Annotated in this window: 19 protein-coding genes and 1 pseudogene; 15 read left to right on the top strand and 5 right to left on the bottom strand. The window is 50.2% G+C overall.

Features of this window, described 5'->3' with window-relative positions; genetic code table 11:
- Positions 1-58: 58 nt before the first annotated feature.
- The 3 genes from ACRTGH_RS00405 (at position 59) to ACRTGH_RS00395 (ending at position 3,587) form a co-directional block, all read left to right on the top strand.
- Complete coding sequence (locus ACRTGH_RS00405) at positions 59-1,507, top strand: HD-GYP domain-containing protein (protein ID WP_368847714.1); 1,449 nt, start codon at positions 59-61, stop codon at positions 1,505-1,507.
- A 287-nt stretch (positions 1,508-1,794) separates the two neighbouring features.
- Complete coding sequence (locus tag ACRTGH_RS00400) at positions 1,795-2,928, top strand: HD-GYP domain-containing protein (protein WP_368847713.1); 1,134 nt, start codon at positions 1,795-1,797, stop codon at positions 2,926-2,928.
- A gap of 284 nt (positions 2,929-3,212) precedes the next feature.
- On the top strand, positions 3,213-3,587 hold the full coding sequence (locus tag ACRTGH_RS00395; RefSeq protein WP_368847812.1) for a winged helix-turn-helix transcriptional regulator: 375 nt from the start codon (positions 3,213-3,215) through the stop codon (positions 3,585-3,587).
- On the opposite strand, the gene ACRTGH_RS00390 is transcribed toward ACRTGH_RS00395, so the two are convergent.
- Positions 3,557-4,111 carry an NAD(P)H-dependent oxidoreductase gene (locus tag ACRTGH_RS00390; protein WP_368847712.1) on the bottom strand — a complete coding sequence of 185 codons (555 nt, stop codon included), beginning with the start codon at positions 4,109-4,111 and terminating at the stop codon, positions 3,557-3,559. The two genes, ACRTGH_RS00395 and ACRTGH_RS00390, sit on opposite strands and share 31 nt — an antisense overlap.
- A gap of 336 nt (positions 4,112-4,447) precedes the next feature.
- Here ACRTGH_RS00390 and recA point away from each other — a divergent pair, with 336 nt between their 5' ends.
- The 3 genes from recA (at position 4,448) to guaA (ending at position 7,619) form a co-directional block, all read left to right on the top strand.
- Entirely contained in the window at positions 4,448-5,518 is a 1,071-nt protein-coding gene (gene recA, locus ACRTGH_RS00385) for a recombinase RecA (protein WP_368847711.1), read from the top strand.
- A complete protein-coding gene (locus ACRTGH_RS00380; protein ID WP_368847710.1) occupies positions 5,481-5,957 on the top strand; it encodes a regulatory protein RecX in 477 nt (158 codons plus the stop codon). Before recA ends, ACRTGH_RS00380 begins: the two co-directional genes overlap by 38 nt.
- A gap of 108 nt (positions 5,958-6,065) precedes the next feature.
- Positions 6,066-7,619, top strand: coding sequence for a glutamine-hydrolyzing GMP synthase (gene guaA / locus ACRTGH_RS00375; RefSeq protein WP_368847709.1), 1,554 nt, complete (start codon positions 6,066-6,068; stop codon positions 7,617-7,619).
- Positions 7,620-7,956: 337 nt separating this feature from the next.
- On the opposite strand, the gene ACRTGH_RS00370 is transcribed toward guaA, so the two are convergent.
- The 3 genes from ACRTGH_RS00370 to ACRTGH_RS00360 all read right to left on the bottom strand — a co-directional run bounded on the left by ACRTGH_RS00370 (position 7,957) and on the right by ACRTGH_RS00360 (position 10,326).
- Entirely contained in the window at positions 7,957-9,645 is a 1,689-nt protein-coding gene (locus ACRTGH_RS00370) for an ATP-dependent nuclease (protein WP_368847708.1), read from the bottom strand.
- A gap of 278 nt (positions 9,646-9,923) precedes the next feature.
- Positions 9,924-10,205 (bottom strand): hypothetical protein, encoded by a 282-nt coding sequence (locus tag ACRTGH_RS00365; protein ID WP_368847707.1) that lies wholly within the window; start codon positions 10,203-10,205, stop codon positions 9,924-9,926.
- Complete coding sequence (locus ACRTGH_RS00360; RefSeq protein ID WP_368847706.1) at positions 10,180-10,326, bottom strand: hypothetical protein; 147 nt, start codon at positions 10,324-10,326, stop codon at positions 10,180-10,182. The genes ACRTGH_RS00365 and ACRTGH_RS00360 overlap by 26 nt, the downstream gene beginning before the upstream one ends.
- A gap of 334 nt (positions 10,327-10,660) precedes the next feature.
- Between ACRTGH_RS00360 and ACRTGH_RS00355 the strand changes: the two genes are divergently transcribed.
- From ACRTGH_RS00355 to ACRTGH_RS00315, 9 genes and pseudogenes are all read left to right on the top strand, one after another.
- Positions 10,661-10,852 (top strand): antitoxin VbhA family protein, encoded by a 192-nt coding sequence (locus ACRTGH_RS00355; protein ID WP_368847705.1) that lies wholly within the window; start codon positions 10,661-10,663, stop codon positions 10,850-10,852.
- A gap of 212 nt (positions 10,853-11,064) precedes the next feature.
- A pseudogene (locus tag ACRTGH_RS00350) lies at positions 11,065-11,582 on the top strand (recombinase family protein).
- A 63-nt stretch (positions 11,583-11,645) separates the two neighbouring features.
- Positions 11,646-11,867 carry a hypothetical protein gene (locus tag ACRTGH_RS00345; protein WP_009644967.1) on the top strand — a complete coding sequence of 74 codons (222 nt, stop codon included), beginning with the start codon at positions 11,646-11,648 and terminating at the stop codon, positions 11,865-11,867.
- Positions 11,860-12,831: a HipA domain-containing protein gene (locus ACRTGH_RS00340; RefSeq protein ID WP_368847704.1), complete on the top strand. Its 972-nt coding sequence runs from the start codon at positions 11,860-11,862 to the stop codon at positions 12,829-12,831. The genes ACRTGH_RS00345 and ACRTGH_RS00340 overlap by 8 nt, the downstream gene beginning before the upstream one ends.
- A gap of 545 nt (positions 12,832-13,376) precedes the next feature.
- Positions 13,377-14,819 carry a rhamnulokinase gene (gene rhaB, locus ACRTGH_RS00335; RefSeq protein ID WP_368847703.1) on the top strand — a complete coding sequence of 481 codons (1,443 nt, stop codon included), beginning with the start codon at positions 13,377-13,379 and terminating at the stop codon, positions 14,817-14,819.
- Complete coding sequence (locus ACRTGH_RS00330) at positions 14,809-16,041, top strand: L-rhamnose isomerase (RefSeq protein ID WP_368847702.1); 1,233 nt, start codon at positions 14,809-14,811, stop codon at positions 16,039-16,041. Before rhaB ends, ACRTGH_RS00330 begins: the two co-directional genes overlap by 11 nt.
- Before the next feature lie 26 nt (positions 16,042-16,067).
- The gene (rhaD, locus tag ACRTGH_RS00325) at positions 16,068-16,886 is read left to right on the top strand and encodes a rhamnulose-1-phosphate aldolase (RefSeq protein WP_368847701.1); all 819 of its coding nucleotides are present in this window, start codon (positions 16,068-16,070) and stop codon (positions 16,884-16,886) included.
- Positions 16,887-16,939: 53 nt separating this feature from the next.
- Positions 16,940-18,256 (top strand): MFS transporter, encoded by a 1,317-nt coding sequence (locus ACRTGH_RS00320; RefSeq protein WP_368847700.1) that lies wholly within the window; start codon positions 16,940-16,942, stop codon positions 18,254-18,256.
- A gap of 171 nt (positions 18,257-18,427) precedes the next feature.
- The gene (locus ACRTGH_RS00315; protein ID WP_368847699.1) at positions 18,428-18,745 is read left to right on the top strand and encodes an L-rhamnose mutarotase; all 318 of its coding nucleotides are present in this window, start codon (positions 18,428-18,430) and stop codon (positions 18,743-18,745) included.
- Between the two features lie 68 nt (positions 18,746-18,813).
- On the opposite strand, the gene ACRTGH_RS00310 is transcribed toward ACRTGH_RS00315, so the two are convergent.
- Positions 18,814-19,569, bottom strand: a complete 756-nt coding sequence (locus ACRTGH_RS00310) for a DeoR/GlpR family DNA-binding transcription regulator (protein ID WP_368847698.1) — start codon at positions 19,567-19,569, stop codon at positions 18,814-18,816.
- Positions 19,570-19,783 lie beyond the last annotated feature (214 nt).

Raw genomic sequence — 19,783 nt, 5'->3', positions numbered from 1 at the left:
CTGTGAAAAGACAATCTCTTTTATGTCGGCATGGCTGTATGAGGAGGGCATTGCGTTCATGCTGAAAAAGTACCCGATCGATCAACTCAGGGAAGGAATGGTTATTGGACGAGCGGTACATAAGGAAGACATGTCCATTCTCCTGGAGGAAGGCACGATACTGGATCGGTCACGAATCGATTTGCTGGAGCAACGGGACGTTCTGTTCGTCCATATCCTGGAGCCGGATGAGGAAAAAGAGCAAGAATCGGAGACACTTCGCAAGAAAGGCGCCGGTGCAGGCAGGCAAGCTGCTTTGGAGGATCTTCCTGGAAGTGCTGCAGAAACGGGGAGTGTGTCCGACGCAGAGATGGATGGGGCGGCCGCCGCAAGTTCGGATGCCCCGCGCGCTCTCGGCGGAGAAGATGACATCGCTGCTGAAGAACGGCCGACCGCGCCGGAAAGCCGCGGGGAAGAGCCTGCTGCTCCTTCGGGGTCTGACGGTCAGACGCTGGATGAGGCAGCCGCAGGAGCTGCGGAGGATTCGGCGGCTGCGGAAGAGTCCGCTGCGGATGAGGCAGCTGCAGGGACAGAGAGAAAAGCAGCGTCCGAGACAGCATCTGCCGGTGCCGCACCAGACAAAAGATCGCCTTTGGAAGCCGCTTATGTCCGGCAATATGACGCGCTCTTCTTGGAGCTGAAAAAATTTTATGGGGCGACGCGGGAGACGAACCGCATCGATGTGCCGATGGCGGAGACCATTGCTTTGAAAGCACTGCTCCTGTGCTCCAGTGCAAAGGCCATCACGCATATCTACAATATGGAAGCGGTCGGCGACTACCAGCTGCACCATACGATGCGCGTCGCTGTCTTGGCCGGACTTATGGGGCATTGGCTCAAGATGCCGCGCAAAAAGCAACAGCGCCTCGTCCTGGCAGCGCTGCTCATGGACATTGGTTATACGCGTATGGCGACAGACTTTTTGAAGAAAATCGCCCACTATACGCCGGAGGAACGCAGGTTCATGCAGAAACATGTGCGCCTCGGCTATGCCCTCGTAGCTGCGGCGGATTTCGAAGGCGCCAGGCAGGTGGCGGACGCAGTTTTGCAGCATCATGAACGCAACGACGGCTCAGGCTATCCCGCAAGAACGAAGAAAGAAAAAATTTGTGAATTCGCACGGATTTTGGCTATTTTGGATATGTACGATGCGATGGCATCGCGGCGCTTCTATGCAAAAAAGCGCTCGCCCTTCGAGGTGTTCGGCATACTTTCCGACGAAATCGTTGCAGGCCATCTCGATACGGAATATGGCGTCGCCTTCATTCGCCGGATCTGTCATGCGCTGAACGGCAACTGGGTCAAGCTCTCGAACGGGGAAAAAGGCAAGATCGTCTACATCGATGAATCGCGTTTGACAGCGCTTCCTATCGTACAGACGACGAGCGGGGAATTCCTTGATCTCAATAGGCGCAGCGACATCAAGGTGGAATCCTTGCTCCGCAGTTATGAGATAGAAACAGCATAAACTGCGCGCACAAACGTACACATTGCGTACCTTGTGCGCGCTCTTGCATGAAAGCCGCGAAGTGCCCTTCGGCGGAGGGGCAGGGACGTTCATGCTGAAGCATCGGAAGCCGTTTCCCGTATGGGTGAAACGGCCTTTGATTTTTTGGGGGATTTTTTGCCTGGAACAGGGGACTGCATACCGATTTATACTGTATTTGTAGCATCGGAGAAAAATATATGCTATAATTAGGACTATGAATCTATGCATTTATGGATGATGTTTCCGGGCGAAGGAGTGCGAAGCTGATGCTGAAGAAGTATATGGTAGACCAACTCAAGGAAGGTATGATTGTTGGGCAGGCTGTACATAAAGAAGATATGTCTGTCCTCCTCGGGGAAGGTACGGTGCTGAACCAGCAGATGATCGATTCTCTGTCTGAACGCAATATCGTTTCCATACAGATCAAAGAAGATGACCCGGAAGGGGAGACGTCCGCCCCCATCCCCAAGGCGGTGCAGCCGCAGGGTGGGAAAGTCAAGACCATCCCGGTGAAGGAGGCGATTCTTGATACGGGCTACGTCAAGGAATACGACGCCTGCTTTATCGAACTCAAGTCGCTTTACGAGGTGACAAAGGCGCATGGCTCTGTCGATAAGGATTCGGCGGAAACCCTGGCACAAAACATCCTGCCCCTTTGCTCCGGCGCCAAGGCCGTTGCGCATATCCACAACATGACGGTCAGCGGCGAGTATCTGATTCATCACAGTCTCCATGTGGCCATTTTGGCAGGACTTATGGGTAAGTGGCTCAAGATGTCCCGAAAGGATCAGCTGCGTCTCATCACGGCGGGATTCCTCATCGACATCGGCAATCTGCGCATAGATCAGGCAATCCTCGATAAAGAGGGCGTGTTGACGCCGGATGAACGCAAAATTATGCAGCGCCATCCGAATTTCGGACATGAGTTCATCATGGCCGGCGAGCTCGGAAAAGACAAGCAAATCGCTGAGGCTGTGCTGCAAAATCATGAACGGAACGACGGTTCAGGCTATCCTGAAGGCCTTCTGAAAGCACAGATCGGCGATTTCGCTCGCATCCTTGCGATCATGGATATGTACGATGCGATGGCCTCGAATCGTTCCTATGCGAAAAAACGCTCGCCTTTTGAGGTGTTCAATATTCTGTCCGATGATATCATGAAGGGACGCCTCGATACGGACTACGGCTTCCGCTTCATCCGCCGTGTCTGCCATTCCCTGAACGGCAACTGGGTCAAGCTCTCAAACGGCGAGGCGGGCAAGATCATCTACATCGACGAATCGCGTCTTGCCTCCCTGCCCGTCGTGCAGACCATGGACGGCGAATTCATTGACCTCAACATCCGTACGGATGTCAAAATCGAGTACCTGTTGACAAGCCGTGAGATCGAAGAGGAATAAAACAAAGCATGCGTTGATACGGCAAAACACCCCGAACAGGACGTAGAAAAGTCCCGTTCGGGGTGTTTTTGTCTTTGTCGAGCTTTGGGCCTTTCTCAAATGTTGCGGCTGCCTCCGATTGGATACTGCAATCAACCGTGGAGTTGTAAAGGAACAACAGGCAGAACGAGAGGAGATATTTCTAACAAATTATGTTATGGCAGAGGAACGAATTTGAATTTGTCGAAGAATGATTTATGAATAGTAAAGAAATCTTGCGCCAGGAAACGAATCGAGGTGATTTTATGGAACATGGAAGCTGTGTGCCGCAAGGGTCGGAGATCATCAGGACAGGATTTCACTATACACTGTCCCTCATCGGAGGCAAGTACAAGATGGCCGTTCTCTATCTGCTTGCGGAGCATGATGTGCTCCGTCACAATGCGATTCATCGTCGGATCGAGGGCATCCCGTATAAGACGCTTGCTGTCGTGTTGAAGGAACTCGCGGCGGACGGGTTGATTGTACGGACGGAGTATCCGCAGGTGCCGCCCAAAGTGGAGTACGCCCTTACAGAGCGGGGGCGGTCGCTCATCCCGATTCTTTACAATATGTGTGATTGGGGAGAACGGCATAGGGATGATATGAATCAGGATAGCGATTCTACAAAGCGTGCATAGTCTTCGGCACTGCGTTCGATTTCCTCTTTGCTTGAGTGGTAATCCTCGCACGGAACTTGCTCTGCTCCGTAAAAGGCAAAGAACGGCTGATAATCGGCATGACAATAGTACCGAAGTGTCGCTTCGAATGGAGCAAGCAGCTCTGCGAGCGTATAGTGATATCTGCCATGTGGGCTGTAGTCCTCGGCGCGAACGCCCGTCGTGACGGCGAGTGCGATTTTGCGGCTCTTGAGTTTGTCTCCGCTGTTTCTCCCGTATGCCCAGCCGTGCGTCAATACATCATCGAACCATGTCTTTAAGATCGGCGGGCTTGAGAACCAGTAGATGGGGAATTGGAAGATCAGACTGCCATGCGATTCGACGAGTCGATGTTCGCGTTCCACATCGATCTGGCCGTCGGGATACTGTTCGGAAAGGACATGAATGGTACAGCGGTCTGGGTGCTTGCGCAGTTCCTCCAGCCAGCGCTTGTTGATGACAGATTCTTCGAGGTTCGGATGTGCGGCGATAATCAGTGATTTCATAAGGATACCTCCCTTTCTATCCTGAACTATAGCGTATGGAAGGGCGGGGCACAAGAACGCACTTTTTCGTGGGGTACTTACGCAAAGGAAAGTGTTCATTTTCAAGACAAGATTGAGACGGATGCGGAAGGCTGTCCATCCATTCCCGCAGCCCGATATTGCAACAAAATCTGTCAAAGAATCTGCATGGGGGCAAATGATTATATAGAAAGCATCGCTTGTTTTGAGCAATCCATTTGCCTTTTTGGGGAAAAGTTCGAGGAAGAAGTTGCAGAAAGAATCGGTGTTTTATATAATGGATAGATGAATCGCACTGAAGGAGGAGAACATACTTTTATGGATAGAAAAGAGGCATTGGCCAATGCACTGAAGCAGATCGAGAAGGATTTCGGCAAAGGTTCGATCATGCGTCTCGGTGAGGCTTCGGCAAACATGAATGTCGAGACGATTCCGACGGGAATCCTTCCCTTGGACGTGGCGCTCGGCGTCGGCGGCATACCGCGTGGGCGCATTATCGAAGTGTTCGGGCCGGAGAGCTCGGGCAAGACGACGGTCACGCTGCATATGATCGCAGAGGCGCAGAAAATGGGCGGTATCGCGGCGTTTATCGATGCAGAGCACGCGCTTGATCCCGTCTATGCGAAGAAACTGGGCGTCAATATCGATGATCTTCTGATTTCGCAGCCGGATACGGGAGAGCAGGCGCTCGATATTGTCGATGCCCTTGTGCGCAGCGGCGCCATTGATCTCATCGTCGTTGACTCTGTGGCTGCGCTCGTGCCCAAGGCCGAAATCGACGGCGATATGGGCGATCAGTCCGTCGGTCTGCATGCGCGCCTTATGAGCCGCGCTATGAGGAAGCTTACGGGCTTTATCAGCAAGTCGCGTACGGTCGCAGTCTTTATCAACCAGATCCGCGAGAAGGTCGGCGTCATGTTCGGCAGCCCGGAGACGACGACGGGAGGCCGCGCCTTGAAATTCTACTCGACGGTTCGCCTCGATGTGCGCAAGATTGACAAGATCATGCAGGGGCAGGAAATGATTGGCAACCGTACGAAGATCAAGGTTGTCAAGAACAAAGTCGCACCGCCTTTCAAGACAGCGGAATTCGATATCATGTATGGGGAAGGCGTCTCGCGCGTCGGCACGGTGCTCGATATCGCTACGGACTTTGACATCATCGACAAGAGCGGCTCATGGTACGCTTACAATGGTTCGCGTCTCGGTCAGGGCAAGGAAAATGCGAAGAAGGCTCTGCGGGAAGCGCCCGAGCTGGCTGCCGAGATCGAAGAAAAGGTGCGGGCAAAGCTTATGGAGCAGACGGCAGTGACGACGGATGGGGAAGTGAAGCATGTCACCGACGAGGAGAATGGTGAAGAAAGCGGAAAGGCAGCGGTCGACGACTGAAAAGACGGCTCTGATGAAGGCGGTCGATCTCCTGGCCCGCGCGGAGCAAAGCACGGCTCTCCTGAAGGAAAAGCTCAAGCAGCGCGGCTACGAGACGGAAGAGGTCGAGGAGGCCATAAAGACGCTGACGGAGCGGGGCTATCTCGATGATGAGGAGGCCTGCCGCCGTCAGTTCGCGTTTCTTTACGAGGAGAGCCGCCAGAGCGTGCGGCAGATTGCGGCAAAGCTCATGAAGAAGGGCTTTGACCGCTCGCTGATCTTGGCATGTGTGCCGGACGATACTTTCGGGCGCGAGAAGGACGCGGCACTTCGGTGTCTCTCTGTGCATTTCAAACGCAGCGCGGCGGCGCAGAAGATACTGGAGCATCTTTATCGGCGTGGTTTTTCGAGCGATGTCTGCCGTGCGGCTGTAAGGGAATTTCAGGCGGCTGAGGACTAAGGGCCGGAGCCGTTCGGGTGCTCTTGCCCCGCGCCTCGCTCCGCTTTGGTGTGAGCCGTCGGGAAAAACGGAAATATTGTGAACACAAGGTTTGAAGGAGGATTTGCCTTGCAGAAGGAAAACCATGAATTGATTGTCGTGCTGGATTTTGGCGGACAGTACAATCAACTGATTGCCCGCCGTGTGCGCGAATGCAGTGTTTACTGCGAGGTGCATCCCCATACGATTCCCTTGGAAAAGCTACGTGAGCTTGCGCCGAAGGCCGTCATCTTTACGGGCGGTCCGGAAAGCGTCTACAAGGAGGAAGCGGCGCGTTACAGCAAGGAGATCTTTTCTCTCGGCATTCCGCTCCTCGGCATCTGTTACGGCTCGCAGCTCATAGCGCATGAACTGGGCGGCAAGGTCAAGACCGCGCCCGTCAGCGAGTACGGCAGGACGGATCTTGCGGTCACGGACGCCGATTCGCTGCTTTTCGCCGATGTGCCGCAAAAGAGCGTCTGTTGGATGAGCCACACCGACTACATCGCCGAAGCGCCCACGGGCTTTCGCGTCACGGCAAAGACAGCGAACTGCCCCGTCGCGGCGATGGAAGATGCAGCGAAGAAGCTCTACGCCGTGCAGTTCCATCCTGAAGTCATGCATACGGAATACGGCACGAAGATCCTCGAGAACTTTGTTTATCGCGTGGCGCTCTGCAAGGGCGACTGGAAGATGTCGTCCTTCGTCAAAACGACGGTTGAAGCCCTGCGCGAAAAAATCGGCGCGGGCAAGGCGCTCTGCGCCCTCTCGGGCGGCGTCGATTCTTCCGTGGCGGCAGTGCTGCTCTCAAAGGCGATCGGCAGGCAGCTGACCTGCGTCTTTGTCGATCATGGCCTCCTGCGCAAGGACGAGGGCGATGAAGTCGAGGCCGTGTTCGGCGCAGACGGGCACTACGACCTGAACTTCATCCGCGTCAACGCTAAGGAGCGCTTCTACGAAAAGCTCAAGGGCGTGACCGAGCCGGAGGAAAAGCGCAAGATCATCGGGGAGGAATTCATCCGCGTCTTTGAAGCTGAAGCCAAGAAGATCGGCAAAGTCGACTTCCTCGTGCAGGGCACGATCTATCCCGACGTCATCGAAAGCGGTCTCGGCAAATCCGCCGTCATCAAGAGCCATCACAACGTCGGCGGTCTGCCCGACTATGTCGACTTCAAGGAAATCGTCGAACCGCTGCGTCTGCTCTTCAAGGATGAGGTAAGGAAGGCCGGCAGGGAGCTTGGCATTCCCGAACACCTTGTAAACCGACAGCCATTTCCGGGACCCGGTCTTGGCATCCGTATCATCGGCGAGGTCACAGCGGAAAAGGTCAGGATCGTACAAGAAGCCGACGCCATCTACCGTGAAGAAATCGCAAAAGCCGGTGTGGATAAAGACCTCGGCCAATACTTCGCTGCGCTGACCAACATGCGAAGCGTCGGCGTCATGGGCGACGGCAGGACATACGATCACGCCATAGCCCTCCGAGCCGTTCGGACAAGCGACTTCATGACCGCTGAAAGCGCGCAGATTCCTTGGGAAGTCCTGCAAAAGGTTACGACGCGCATCGTCAATGAAGTAAAAGGCGTCAACCGCGTGCTCTACGACTGCACGGGCAAGCCGCCCGGAACGATCGAGTTCGAATAGAGTGGATTTCTTAGGAAATAGCTAAAAATCAAGGTTTACAGGCTATTAGAATGAGCAAGTGGGACAAAATTGGGTAAAAGTTTCAAAAAGAATAAATCCAATAGTATCTTCCAGTATCTTTACAAATGAATAAAAATTAGACCGTAACTTAGTTGTCACGGTCTTTTTTACTAAGGAGACATAGTGCTATTTCTGCTCGTATATGAAGCGTCTGATATCGCAAAATGCTACCGCAAAGGGGACATGTTCATTAGTTAGCCGATAATCTGGAATTTGTCAGGCTGTAAATGATTTGAATCCATATAATAAACATATTGGGAAGCCATATATAATAACATTATAGATTCAGATTACCCATAAATTCTCTAATTTGATCATATACGGGGTCATCAATGTCGGGATATTTTTCGAGCACTTTATTTGTCCATTCTGGGCCGTGTCCTCCAATATCTTTAATGAAGCATTCCAACTCCCCAACTGGAACAATATGAATGCCGTTTTGTTGTAACGTTTCGTTCAATCGTCTAAAAGCAGATGTTGCATCTCCCCTTGGAATAGCATTTTTCCCTGCCGACTTGATTGTCTCCCACTTTGAAATAGTACGAATAACTGTGCGGATGTCTTTTATTTCTTGATTTGATAAATCCTGATTTTGAGAGCCATCAATGATTCTGTTAATACTTGTTTTGGCGTCGTTTCTATTGATTTTTTCTTTTGGACTGTGCAGATTCCCTACAATAGTGTTGTAATCACTTTGAATAGTTGTCCAGTCAATTCCAAAAGCGTCTACAATCTCCTTAAATACTGCTTCATCATTCAGGACATCTATGTCTGGTATCAATTTTACATCAATTTTCAATACCCGGAGTGCCAAAGCAATCTTAGACATACGCTGCTTACCGCCGCAATGAATAAAAAGAGTCTCTGAATACTTTCCTGATGATTGTTTAAGGTAGCTTTCGACAATTGAATACATTTTACAGTCAGAATCGCTCTCGCACAAAACAACAGATTTATGAAATAAGCTAGACATTATGTTGGAATATTTTAGCAAAGGGTCCTTCCATACATCTTCGAATCTATCATTGTCAAGAATCGAGAAGTAATTTGTATCATCTTTTCGAGTAATTCTAATGATTTTGATTCGTTTTGGACAAACTTCTAGTAGACCTTTAATTATTTCCTCACTATGAGTTGAAATGAAGCATTGCTGTTGGTCTGATAGTGTTTGACCGATTATTTGCCCCATAATGTGAGCCTGCGGCGGATGAAGAAAAGATTCAGGTTCATCAATTAGAAAGGTACAAAAGTAGTCAAGCATCAAATAGAGCAAAATTCCAGTAAAACTTTTTATACCGTCTCCCTGATTTTGAACCTGTTTATAAGTTTCGAGTATACCTGCATAAGCTTCCAGTCGTGTTTGCTCATCCTCATACTCTTTATCAAATCTTACTTGCTCGCCCACACAAAGCGGAATTGTAGATCCATTTAGGATATTTGGAGTAACCTCAATCCCAAAGGCTTTCTTAAAATTATCTGATAGCCACTTTCGATATTTACTATCGAATGCAGCATAGTGAATAGGATGTTGCTTGGGTGAACTTCTTGCTATACTGCTGGGTGCATTACAAATTGTTAATCGTGCAGCTGTATCCAAATTAGCCACAAATAGATCTCGGAAATCGCTAAAGTAGGGGGTCGTTAGAAACTGAGTATTTGTTTCCTTAAAATAATTAAAATTTCGTCCGAGAACATTATATGAAGTATATGAACCTTGAGGTTGTTTTGGGGAAATATTATCAAGTAAATCTTTTATTTGAGTAGGATACTTTTTTATATCAATATCTGACACAACTGTAGTTGGAAATTTTCCTGAAGCTAGTATATAAATATCTTTTAAGGATTGACTTTTTCCAGCGTTATTTGGTCCTACAAAAATGATAATGTCATTTTGTTGGATATCTACATAAGTTTCATCATTGAAATGAATTCTTGAAATATATCCACCTGCTTTTACTTCTTCCATTTATATTAGCTCCTATCTTAAATTGATTATTGTAACAGTAAAATGATTAGGACATATCAGTTTCCTATAATTGCTAAAACGATAACTTCCTAAATTCAATTTTCACTATTGTTATTTATTACTCACTCAAACTTCGCAGATGAATAATCTGTTGCACCCTTGAAATATCTATCCTCTTGGCAAATAAAATAGCATGAGCTACGTCCATTTGGTATAATTTTAAGTACCAACAAAAAACATCTAATAGAGGTTCATGCTATGAACAGTATAACACAAAACTACCAAGACGAGGATCTGCTTTCCCAGAAAATGCAAGTCTTTTTCGTCGCTGTCAAGTTGATCGCATCCTCCGTGCGGCAAATGCATGTAAGCTTCGCGGCGTCCTTGTCTTCAGCATTTTCCTGCTGGCGTTCCGCATGGTGTTCCGGCAGCGTTCCGTTTACACGCAGATGCATCTCCAAAGCACCGCCATTCCTTTCGGCAAGGATACGTTCTACCGCTTCATGAAATCTTGCCAGATCCACTGGCGCAGGTTCACGGCAGGACTTGCCTTCGCCCATTCATGCCACGCTCGATCCCCTGCCCCGTGTAGATCGCATCAATGTGCTCGTCCTCGACGATTTCATCTACCATCGCGCTCGCTCCAAGAAGGTGGAGTTTTTCGCTCGTCTCTATGACCATGCCAAGAAGGATTTCTCCTATGGCTTCCGCATGCTCACGTTCTGCTGGTCGGATAGCAATACGTTGCTACCCGTTAACCATACGCTGCTCTCTACCGAGAATGCGAAGAATCGCCTCCGTGAGGTATCACCGAAAATAGACGCTCGTTTCAACGGCGGCAAGCAGCGAAAACTCGCCCAGCAGACTGTTGTCGCAAAAACTACGAAAATGTGCATAAAGGGAGTATTTTCTTTGATATAAAGTCAATATTTTCAAGGCCTGTAGAATGTTTTTGATGTGTGGAGTTTGAGTGGTATAATATAAGTGGTCTTATTGTATGAATGGGGGAATGGATATGGCATCTAAGGAAGAAATGAGAAAAAACGTGGATTCGGCAATCAAGGTACATGAATTGGAAGGCTTCAAGTTTACGGAGGAGGAACTGGCGATTTTCGACCGTATTGCAAATCTCGAGATCACGACGGAGGAGGCAAGAGAGATATTTCGGGGAAGGCTTGCAGAACGGAAAGAAGCGGAGATCGTATGAGTGCAAGGGATCCATATCTCCAACCCAACGGGGTCTTGAGAAATAAGCTGGGGATACAGGATGGGCATGAATTCTTGGCGTTTGAGAAAAATTTCGTGACGAACGGACGAAGACAAAAGCCGGGGCAGGGGATAAAATAACGGAAGGATGCCTGACATGATGCAAAGGTGTCCAGACTGGACACCTTTATCCGGTCGAATCTAGGTACTGAAATGACAGTTTGGGGTTACGCTCGAGTATCGACAAAGGGGCAGAAGGCTCATGGAAATTCCTTGGAGGAACAGGAGCAGCGCCTGAGAGAAAATGGAGCCTCTTCGGTTACGGTGGAGCAGTTTTCCAAAGCCTCCATGGAACGGCTGAAGCTTCAAGGCTTGCTTGGCCGCATGGAAGCGGGCGACGTTTTGATTGTGACGAAGTTGGATCGCCTTGCCCGCAACGTGGAAGAGGGAATCCATGTGATTCGTTCTCTGATTGAGCGTGGCATGAAAGTCAATGTCTTGAATGTAGGATTGCTCGACCAGCGCCCATGGGTAAGTTCTTTATTACGACGCTTCTTGCGGTGGCCGAGCTTGAGCGGAGCATGATTCTGGAGCGGATGCAGGAAGGCAAGGCGATTGCCAGGACGAAACAGGGGTTTCGTGAGGGCAGGCCGTCAATCGATAGGGCGAGGAAGGAGCACGGCTTTCCTTGCTTCGTGAGGGTCGTTCCTATAAGGATGTGGCTGCTGTGACGAACCTGAGTGTTTTAACGCTTTCGCGATATGTGCGGAAAAATGCGAGGAGGGAAGCGGAAAATGAAGATTGAGCGAAGATACAATCCGGATGACTATGAAGCGGGTTTGCGGTATGATATGAATCGCGCTTATGAGTTGGCCGAGCAGGACAACCAGCTTTCTTTATATGGAGCGGTGGTTGACGTTCATTGGAGCGTGAAGGAAGCTGTCAAATTCCGTGAGATTGATCCGATCAAGGGGCAGGAAATCCAACGCTTTTTTTGGGGGCTTGTCCATGATTGATTTGACGCATTGCCAGGAGACCATCAATACTTTTGGAGGGTCGGAGAAAAAGAAGCGAATTCTTTATGATCATCGGATATACATGGTGAAATTTCCTGATCCAGTGAGAGAGCTTCATAATTCTTTGAGCTACATGAACAATCAATTCTCTGAGGATATCGGCTGCAAGATTTTTAAGATATTGGGGTTTGAAACGCAAAATACTTTTCTGGCAACCTATAAAATGCCGAATGGAGAAGAGAAGATTGTTGTTGCCTGCGAGGATTTCACGCAAGACGGAAAGAAATTGATTGAGTTCCACAAGCTTGTTTTACAGGAGGTGGAAAGCGACAGTTTGCGAACGCAGGCTAACGTGGATAATGTGATGATGGTCATTGATCAAACAAAGCAAATTGTTGACAAGGAAAAATTTAAAAGAAAGTTTTGGGATATGTTCATTGTTGATGGATATATCAATAACCGAGATCGAAATATGGATAATTGGGGTGGCGTGTTGAATGCTGAAAATGAGCTTTCGTTTGCACCCATCTATGATTGTGGTTCATCTTTGTCGGCGTTGCTGCCTGAAGAACTCATGCAGCAGCGATTGAATGGAGGGCCGGAATTCAAACGAGAGGAATTCAATGTCTATTCGTGTTATCGGGAGGATCGCAAGAGGATTCTTTTTTCCGAATATCTGAAAAATCCCCATAAAGATTTGCAGGAAGCGATTCTTCGTGTTGTGCCTGAGATAGAAAAACAACAGGGAAGTATTTCTAAAATTATAGAAACGACGCCTGTGATTTCTGAGGTTTATAAAACGTATCTCAAACGCAGCCTTGAGCTACGGTATCAAAAAATTTTACTACCAGCATTGAAATGGGTTTTGGAGAAAGAACCAGGCAAGACAACAGGCGTGCTTGTTCGGAAGAAAGGGCGTGTTATGGGCATTAAGCATGAGAGCGAAAAAGGTGCAGAACGATAAGAACGGATGAAGTCGTGACCCCCGTATGACCCCCAAAAATCTCAAAAAGGCGTATAATAAGGAGAATGAGAGGAAGAGAGAGAACGAGAAGCCTTGCAATATAAGGCTTCTCAAGAGGAGCTAAAATATAAGAATTGAGTTTGAGTAGTTGCCAAAAACCCGCAATCCTTGAAATATAAGGGTTTGCGGGTTTTTATTTTGCCCCGTGACCCCCGTATGGCCCCCGAAAATGATTTTAGGGAGAGGGAGGCGAGTCTTTTGCATCGCATGGTTGTTTTGTTGGAAGAGATATATTTACATCTTTTTCCATAATAGATAGTGCTTCAGAATGTTTGCTTCATGCGATACAAAGAGAAGGGCTGTGCATAAGTTGAATTTAACTTGTGTGCAGCCTTTCTTTTTGTTGATTTTGATAAAAACAAAGAATAACAAAAATATTTTTGTTGACTTATGTTTGATTGTCTTGTATAATAACAACAACACAGGAAAACAAATAAAAATCAAAATATTTGCGCACGATGTATTTAGAAAGGAGTATGCCTCTGATGGAAAAAGCGTGTTATCTGGCGATCGACATTGGCGCGTCCAGTGGACGCCACATTCTCGGCTGGATAGAGAACGGCAAAATTCGTATTGAGGAGATCTACCGTTTTGAGAACCATCTGGAAACGGTGCACGGTCATCTTTGTTGGAATCTCCCGCGTCTCTTTGACGAGGTGTTGGCAGGACTGAAGGAGTGCGCGTCACTCCAACGCATGCCCCGGTCAATCGGCATCGATACATGGGGCGTGGACTTCGTTTTACTGGATGCGAACGGGCAGGTGCTCGGGGATACGGTTTCTTATCGCGACTGTCGGACGCAGGGGATGGATGAGATTGTCCGCCGAGAGATTTCGGATGAGGAGCTGTATACACGCAGCGGCATCCAAAAGCAGATTTTCAATTCCATCTATCAGCTCACGGCGATTCGCATGCAGGAACCGGAAATCCTCGCGCAAGCACATCGTTTCCTGATGGTACCGGAGTACCTGAACTATTTGTTGACGGGGATGATGGTCAACGAGTACACGAATGCCACAACAACACAGCTCGTAAACGCACAAACAAAGAATTGGGATTTCGAGCTGATGGATCGCCTCGGTATTCCGCAACGTCTCTTTGGTGAGTTGGCTCTTCCAAAGACACTGATTGGAAACTTGCGTGAGGAGATTGCAGCTAAGGCAGGCTTTCAGACAAAGGTTGTCTTGCCCGCGACACATGATACGGGTTCGGCGGTGCTTGCGATGCCGACGAACGAGCGGGAGGCAATCTACCTTAGCTCAGGAACCTGGTCGCTTATGGGCATCGAGCGTCTTGTTCCCGATTGCGGCGAAGAAAGTCGTCGCCGCAATTTTACGAACGAAGGCGGCTATCACTACCGCTATCGCTATCTGAAGAACATCATGGGGTTGTGGATGATGCAGTCATTGCGGCGGGAGTTCCGACACAAGTACAGCTTTGAGGAACTGTATCTGCTGGCCGGCATTGCGCGCTATTTCACGTCGACGGTTGACGTGAACGACAGTCGCTTCCTCGCGCCGGAGAGCATGGCGGAGGCATTGCGCTCGTATTGCCGTGAGACGGGGCAGGATGTGCCGGAGACAGAGGGGGAACTCCTCGCATGCGTTTATCAGTCGCTCGCCCAATGTTATGCTGAAACGGTTGCGGAAATCGAAGAACTGACGTGCAAATCCTATGAGGTCATCCATGTGATTGGCGGAGGATCGCAGGATCGTTTCCTAAGCGGGCTGATTGCAAGTGAAACAAAGAAGAAGGTATTTACGGGGCCGGTCGAGGCGACTGCTATTGGCAATCTCATTGTGCAGATGCTGGAGGATAAGGTGTTCGTCGATCTGCCTGAGGCAAGGGAAGCCGTTGCGCGTTCCTTTGATGTAAAGCGTACATCCGCATGGGATGAATCGGTTTGGAGGGAGAAACATGGAATTTAAGAATGCGAGCGAGCGTTATGCTGCGATTGGGGTCAATGTTGAGGAGGCACTGCAGAGACTTGCCGAGGTGCGGATTTCGATGCACTGCTGGCAGGGCGATGATGTGCGGGGGTTCGATGCCGAATCGCTTTCGGGCGGTATCGCGGCGACAGGAAATTACCCCGGCCGCGCACGGAATTCAGAGGAGCTGATGGCAGACATTCGCAAAGCATATTCGCTGATTCCGGGCAAGCACAAGCTCAACTTGCACGCGTCCTACCGCATTACGGAGGAAAAGATTGACCGTGACGCACTTGAGCCGAAGCATTTTGCGGCTTGGGTCGATTTTGCCCGTGCGGAAGGAATCGGTCTCGATTTCAATCCGACGTATTTTTCGCATCCCAAGGCAGCGGACAATCTGACGCTCTCCCATCCCGACAGGGCGATTCGAGAGTTCTGGATTGCACATGGCAAAGCTTGTCGCCGCATTGCGGACTACTTCGGCAGAGAGCTCGGCATCACCGCATTGAACAATGTATGGATTCCAGACGGCACGAAGGATGTGCCGGGAGATCGTCTAGGTTCTCGTATGCGGCTGAAGGAGTCGCTCGACGCAATCTTTGCGGAGAAATTCGACAAAACGCATATGGCAGACGCAATCGAAGGCAAGGTATTCGGTATCGGCGTGGAATCCTATACGGTCGGTTCGCATGAGTTCTATATGAATTATGCGGCAAAGAACAATCTTATGTGCCTCCTCGATACGGGGCATTACCATCCGACGGAGGTCGTCTCGGACAAGTTGTCCGCGATGCTCATTTTCAACGAGAACGTCGCACTGCATGTGAGCCGTCCTGTGCGCTGGGACAGTGATCATGTAATCAAGCTGGACGATGAGCTGAAAGAACTGGCAACGGAGCTCGTACGCTGCGATGCCCTGCATCGCGTATTTATCGGGCTGGACTTCTTTGATGCGAGCATCAACCGCATTGCAGCGTGGGTGGTCGGTGTGCGCAATATGCAGAAGGCGTTGCTCTACGGATTGCTCTCGCCAAACGATCAGCTGCGCAAATGGCAGGAAGAACAGAATTTCACTAATCTGCTTGTTGGTCTCGAGGAACTGAAGACGCTGCCGTTCGGCGAGATCTGGGCGGAGTTCTGCCGCCGCGCGAACGTACCGGAAGACGGCGCATGGCTGCCGGAGGTGCGCCGCTATGAGGCCGATGTTTTGGCGAAACGCTGAGCGCTTGAAGAACGGAAGGGAATACTATGGATATCAGGCAGTCAGATTTTTTACAAGGCTTTATTCGGCTTACAGCGGATGCATTCCGCAAAGGCTGGCATGAACGCAACGGAGGCAATCTCTCCTACCGCATTCGGGAAGAGGAGATCGCAGACGTAAAGGACAGTCTGCACAGTGCGGCAGAGCAGCTTCCAATCGGCAACACTGTGCCGGATTTGGCAGGGGAATACTTTCTCGTCACAGGCAGCGGCAAGTATATGCGCAATGTAGAGTTGGCACCGGAGGAAAATGTCGCTGTGATCCGTGTAGATGAGCGTGGAGAGAACTATGCCGTCGTTTGGGGGCTTTCGAAGGGTGGACGTCCGACGAGCGAGCTGCCGACACACTTGGCGGCGCATGAGCTGAAGAAGCGTCTCTCACGCGGTACGAACCGAGTGGTCTACCATGCACATCCGACGAATCTCATTGCACTGACTTTTGTTCTGCCGCTCGAGGACAAGGCGTTCTCGCGGGAGTTGTGGGAGATGGCTACGGAAGATCCCGTGATCTTTCCCGAGGGGCTGGGCATTGTTCCCTGGATGGTGCCGGGCGGAAAAGAGATTGCCGACGCTTCCGTTCGCCTCCTCGAAAAGTACCGTGCCATTGTCTGGGCGCATCATGGACTCTTCGTCTGTGGGGATGACTTTGATGAGGCATTCGGACTAATGGATACGGTGGAAAAGGCGTCCGAAATCTGTGTCAAGGTGCTCTCGATGGGCGGGAAACGCCAGACAATTCCGAAGGATGGGTTTCTGCAGCTCGCGAAGGATTTCAAAATCGACTTGAATACAGATTTTCTTAATTGATCCGTTTTTCCTCGAACACCGCTGCATAGGTGCAGCAGAAAGGTAGGACTCCTATGCTTGGAGTAAAACAGGACACGCATATGTCCGCATGGAAAAAGACACTGATTGCCGGCCTCATCAGCTATATTGATGCCGGCTCCATCGTTGCCGGAGCATCTGGGCTCAGTATGTGGGCGGACTATCTCGGCATGAGCAGCGTACAGATGGGGCTGTTGGCTGCGCTCTCGTCGAACACAGGCGGTGCGGCGCTCGGTGCGCTCATCGGCGGCAAGATTTGTGACAAATACGGACGCAAATTCGTCTACAACTGGGCGTTGCTGCTTTACATGGTCGGCGTTGCCATCATCTGCCTTGCGACGAATTATCCGATGTTCCTGCTAGGTTATGTCATTGTTGGTCTTATGGTCGGTGCAGACGTCGTGGCATCGTGGACGTTTATTGCGGAGGAAGCGCCGTCCAAGGATCGCGCGAAGCACTGCGGTTCGGCGCAGATTGCGTGGATGCTCGGTCCGGTCGTCGTGTTCGCCGCCTCCATCCCTATGAACGAAATGTTTGGACTCCTCGGCAACCGCCTCATCTTCGCGCATCTCATCGTTGTTGCTGCGTGGATCTGGTACCAGCGTTTGCGTATGCCGGAATCCTCGGAGTGGAAAGCTGCTAAAGAACGCGAGGAGCAGCTTGCTGCACAGGGGCTTGTTCAGCGCAAGGCGACCTACGCGGACATTCTCCGCGGCACATCCCTCAAGACCGTCATCATGTGTTGCGGCGTTTATGCGATGTGGAATTTGGCGGCTAGTACGAATGGCTTTTTTATGCCGTATGTCTATGAGCACGTCGGGAATCTCAGCAATACGATGGGATTGTTCCTCACCTGCTTGAATTTTGCCGTATGTATCCTGACGACTGTCATCTTTATGTATACGGCAGATCGCTTCAATCGTCGCAAGGTTTTTGGGATATTCTCCGGACTCGGCGTCATCAGCTGGCTTGTTTGGGTGCTGCCGCCTGCTATGCTCCAGACATGGATGCTCTTCTTCTTCACGATTGTATGGGGGTTCTCCATGCAGCAGCAGTTTTACCAGCTGTGGAGTTCCGAGCTCTTCCCCGTACGCTACCGTGCAACGGCGCAGGGCTTCACTTTCTTCGTCACACGATTCGCTGCAGCAATCTGGGGGTTCGCTGTCCCCATCATTATGGAGATGCTCGGTTTCCAGATTGCCGCAGTCCTCATGGTTGGTTTCTGCATGGTCAGCTGGGTGGCAGGCACATTCTTCGGTGCAGATGATCGCGGCAAAACTCTCGATGAGATCACAGCTGAGCGTTATGGCGACGAGGTGGATGAAAACGGTTGGCTGGTAAAAAATCTCTGATAAACTACACGCACAAACGTCCACTTTGTGTACATTGTGCATTGCCCTTACAGAAACCTCGCCAATCGGTCTGCGCCTTCGGCTTGACCTCTTGGGGTTTCATGATAAAACGAAAGTCTGTCAGATTGGTGCAGAAATTTTTTCTTGCCAAGCTCGCGAGGGGGTAAAATGATGGAACGATTTGCATGGAAAGCCACGGTGAAGGACGGTATGCTTGCCGAGTATCGGCGGCGACATGACACCATTTGGCCGGAGTTGAAAGAGGTGCTGAAAGAAGCAGGAATCTCCAACTATACGATTTGGAATACGGGCAACGAGCTCTTCGGGTACTTTGAGTGTGAGAAGGGTGTTGCCTACGCCGAGGAGTATCAGGCAAAGAGCGCGGTCGTCGATCGCTGGAATGAGTACATGAAGGATGTCATGGTTATGGAGATGGATCCCGTGACTGGTGCACAGCCGCGCATGGAGCAGGTATTCTTCTTACCCTGAGTTTGTATATGTGGAAGAGGGACTGTTTTACGAAGCCAACGACTTCGTAAAACAGTCCCTCTTTGAATCTAATCAATCAACTCGATGCCTTGCTCCGCAATGAAGTTCTGCCACGACGCATCGGGTGGAACGTCTGTGACAATCGTTGCAATCTTTGTGAGGGCACACGTTTGCGTGAATGCGGTGTGTCCGAACTTAGAGTGATCGGCGAGCAGGATTGTTTGTTTAGCCTGCTCAATCATGACCTCTTTGATGATGCTCTCTTCTTCGTTTGACTCCATGAGACCCTTCGATTGATCCAGCCCTTTGCAGCTGATGACCGCGCGATCCACGAAGTATTTGCGCAGCGTCGTGCACGCGACTGTGCCAGTGAGTGCTCCTGAATTCGATCGGAGCGTTCCGCCGGTTGAGATGAATTTGAACGGCGTGTTCATAAAACGATGAATCAGACGAATCGAGTTCGTGATGATCGTGAGATCCTTCTTGTCTTGCAAGGTTTTGAAGAGCGCCATGCAGGTTGTACTTGAATCCACCATGATGGTATCGCCGTCATGAATGAGCTGCGCCGCCTTCTGCGCGATTGCCTCTTTGCCTGCGCTGTTGACTGCACTGCGCCGCATAAAGGAAAGATCTTCGCTTGTATGCTCGGCAAGCGTTGCTCCGCCATAGCTGCGGCGCAGGAGGTTTTCTCCTTCCAATTTCTCCAGATCCCGGCGCACGGTCTCTTCGGTTACGCCAAAGAGTTTGCTCAGCTCCGATACATATACTTTTTTCTCCAGCCGCAGATTTTCCATAATTTTTTGTCGACGTTCTACCCCCAGCACGGCAGTGCCTCCTCTCAGCAATTATTACTAAGAATTCGTCTCTAGATGTGCTTTTTCCTGCTTTTCGCTTGGAAACCGTGTGACGGATGGAGTGTACCTGCGGAAAAGGTATATAAATTTATGGAGGTGCTGCAATATGGGGAAGGAATCGATCAAGGTTTATATCGGCAGAACGGCGCGGGTGCCGCTGATGATGTTTATGTACCCCGAATAT

This window comes from Selenomonas oralis, assembly GCF_051603425.1.
In the GTDB taxonomy this organism is placed as follows: Bacteria; Bacillota; Negativicutes; order Selenomonadales; family Selenomonadaceae; genus Selenomonas; species Selenomonas sputigena_A.
The sequence above is the reverse complement of the archived record's forward strand: the minus strand, read 5'-3'. Positions and strand labels throughout refer to the sequence as shown.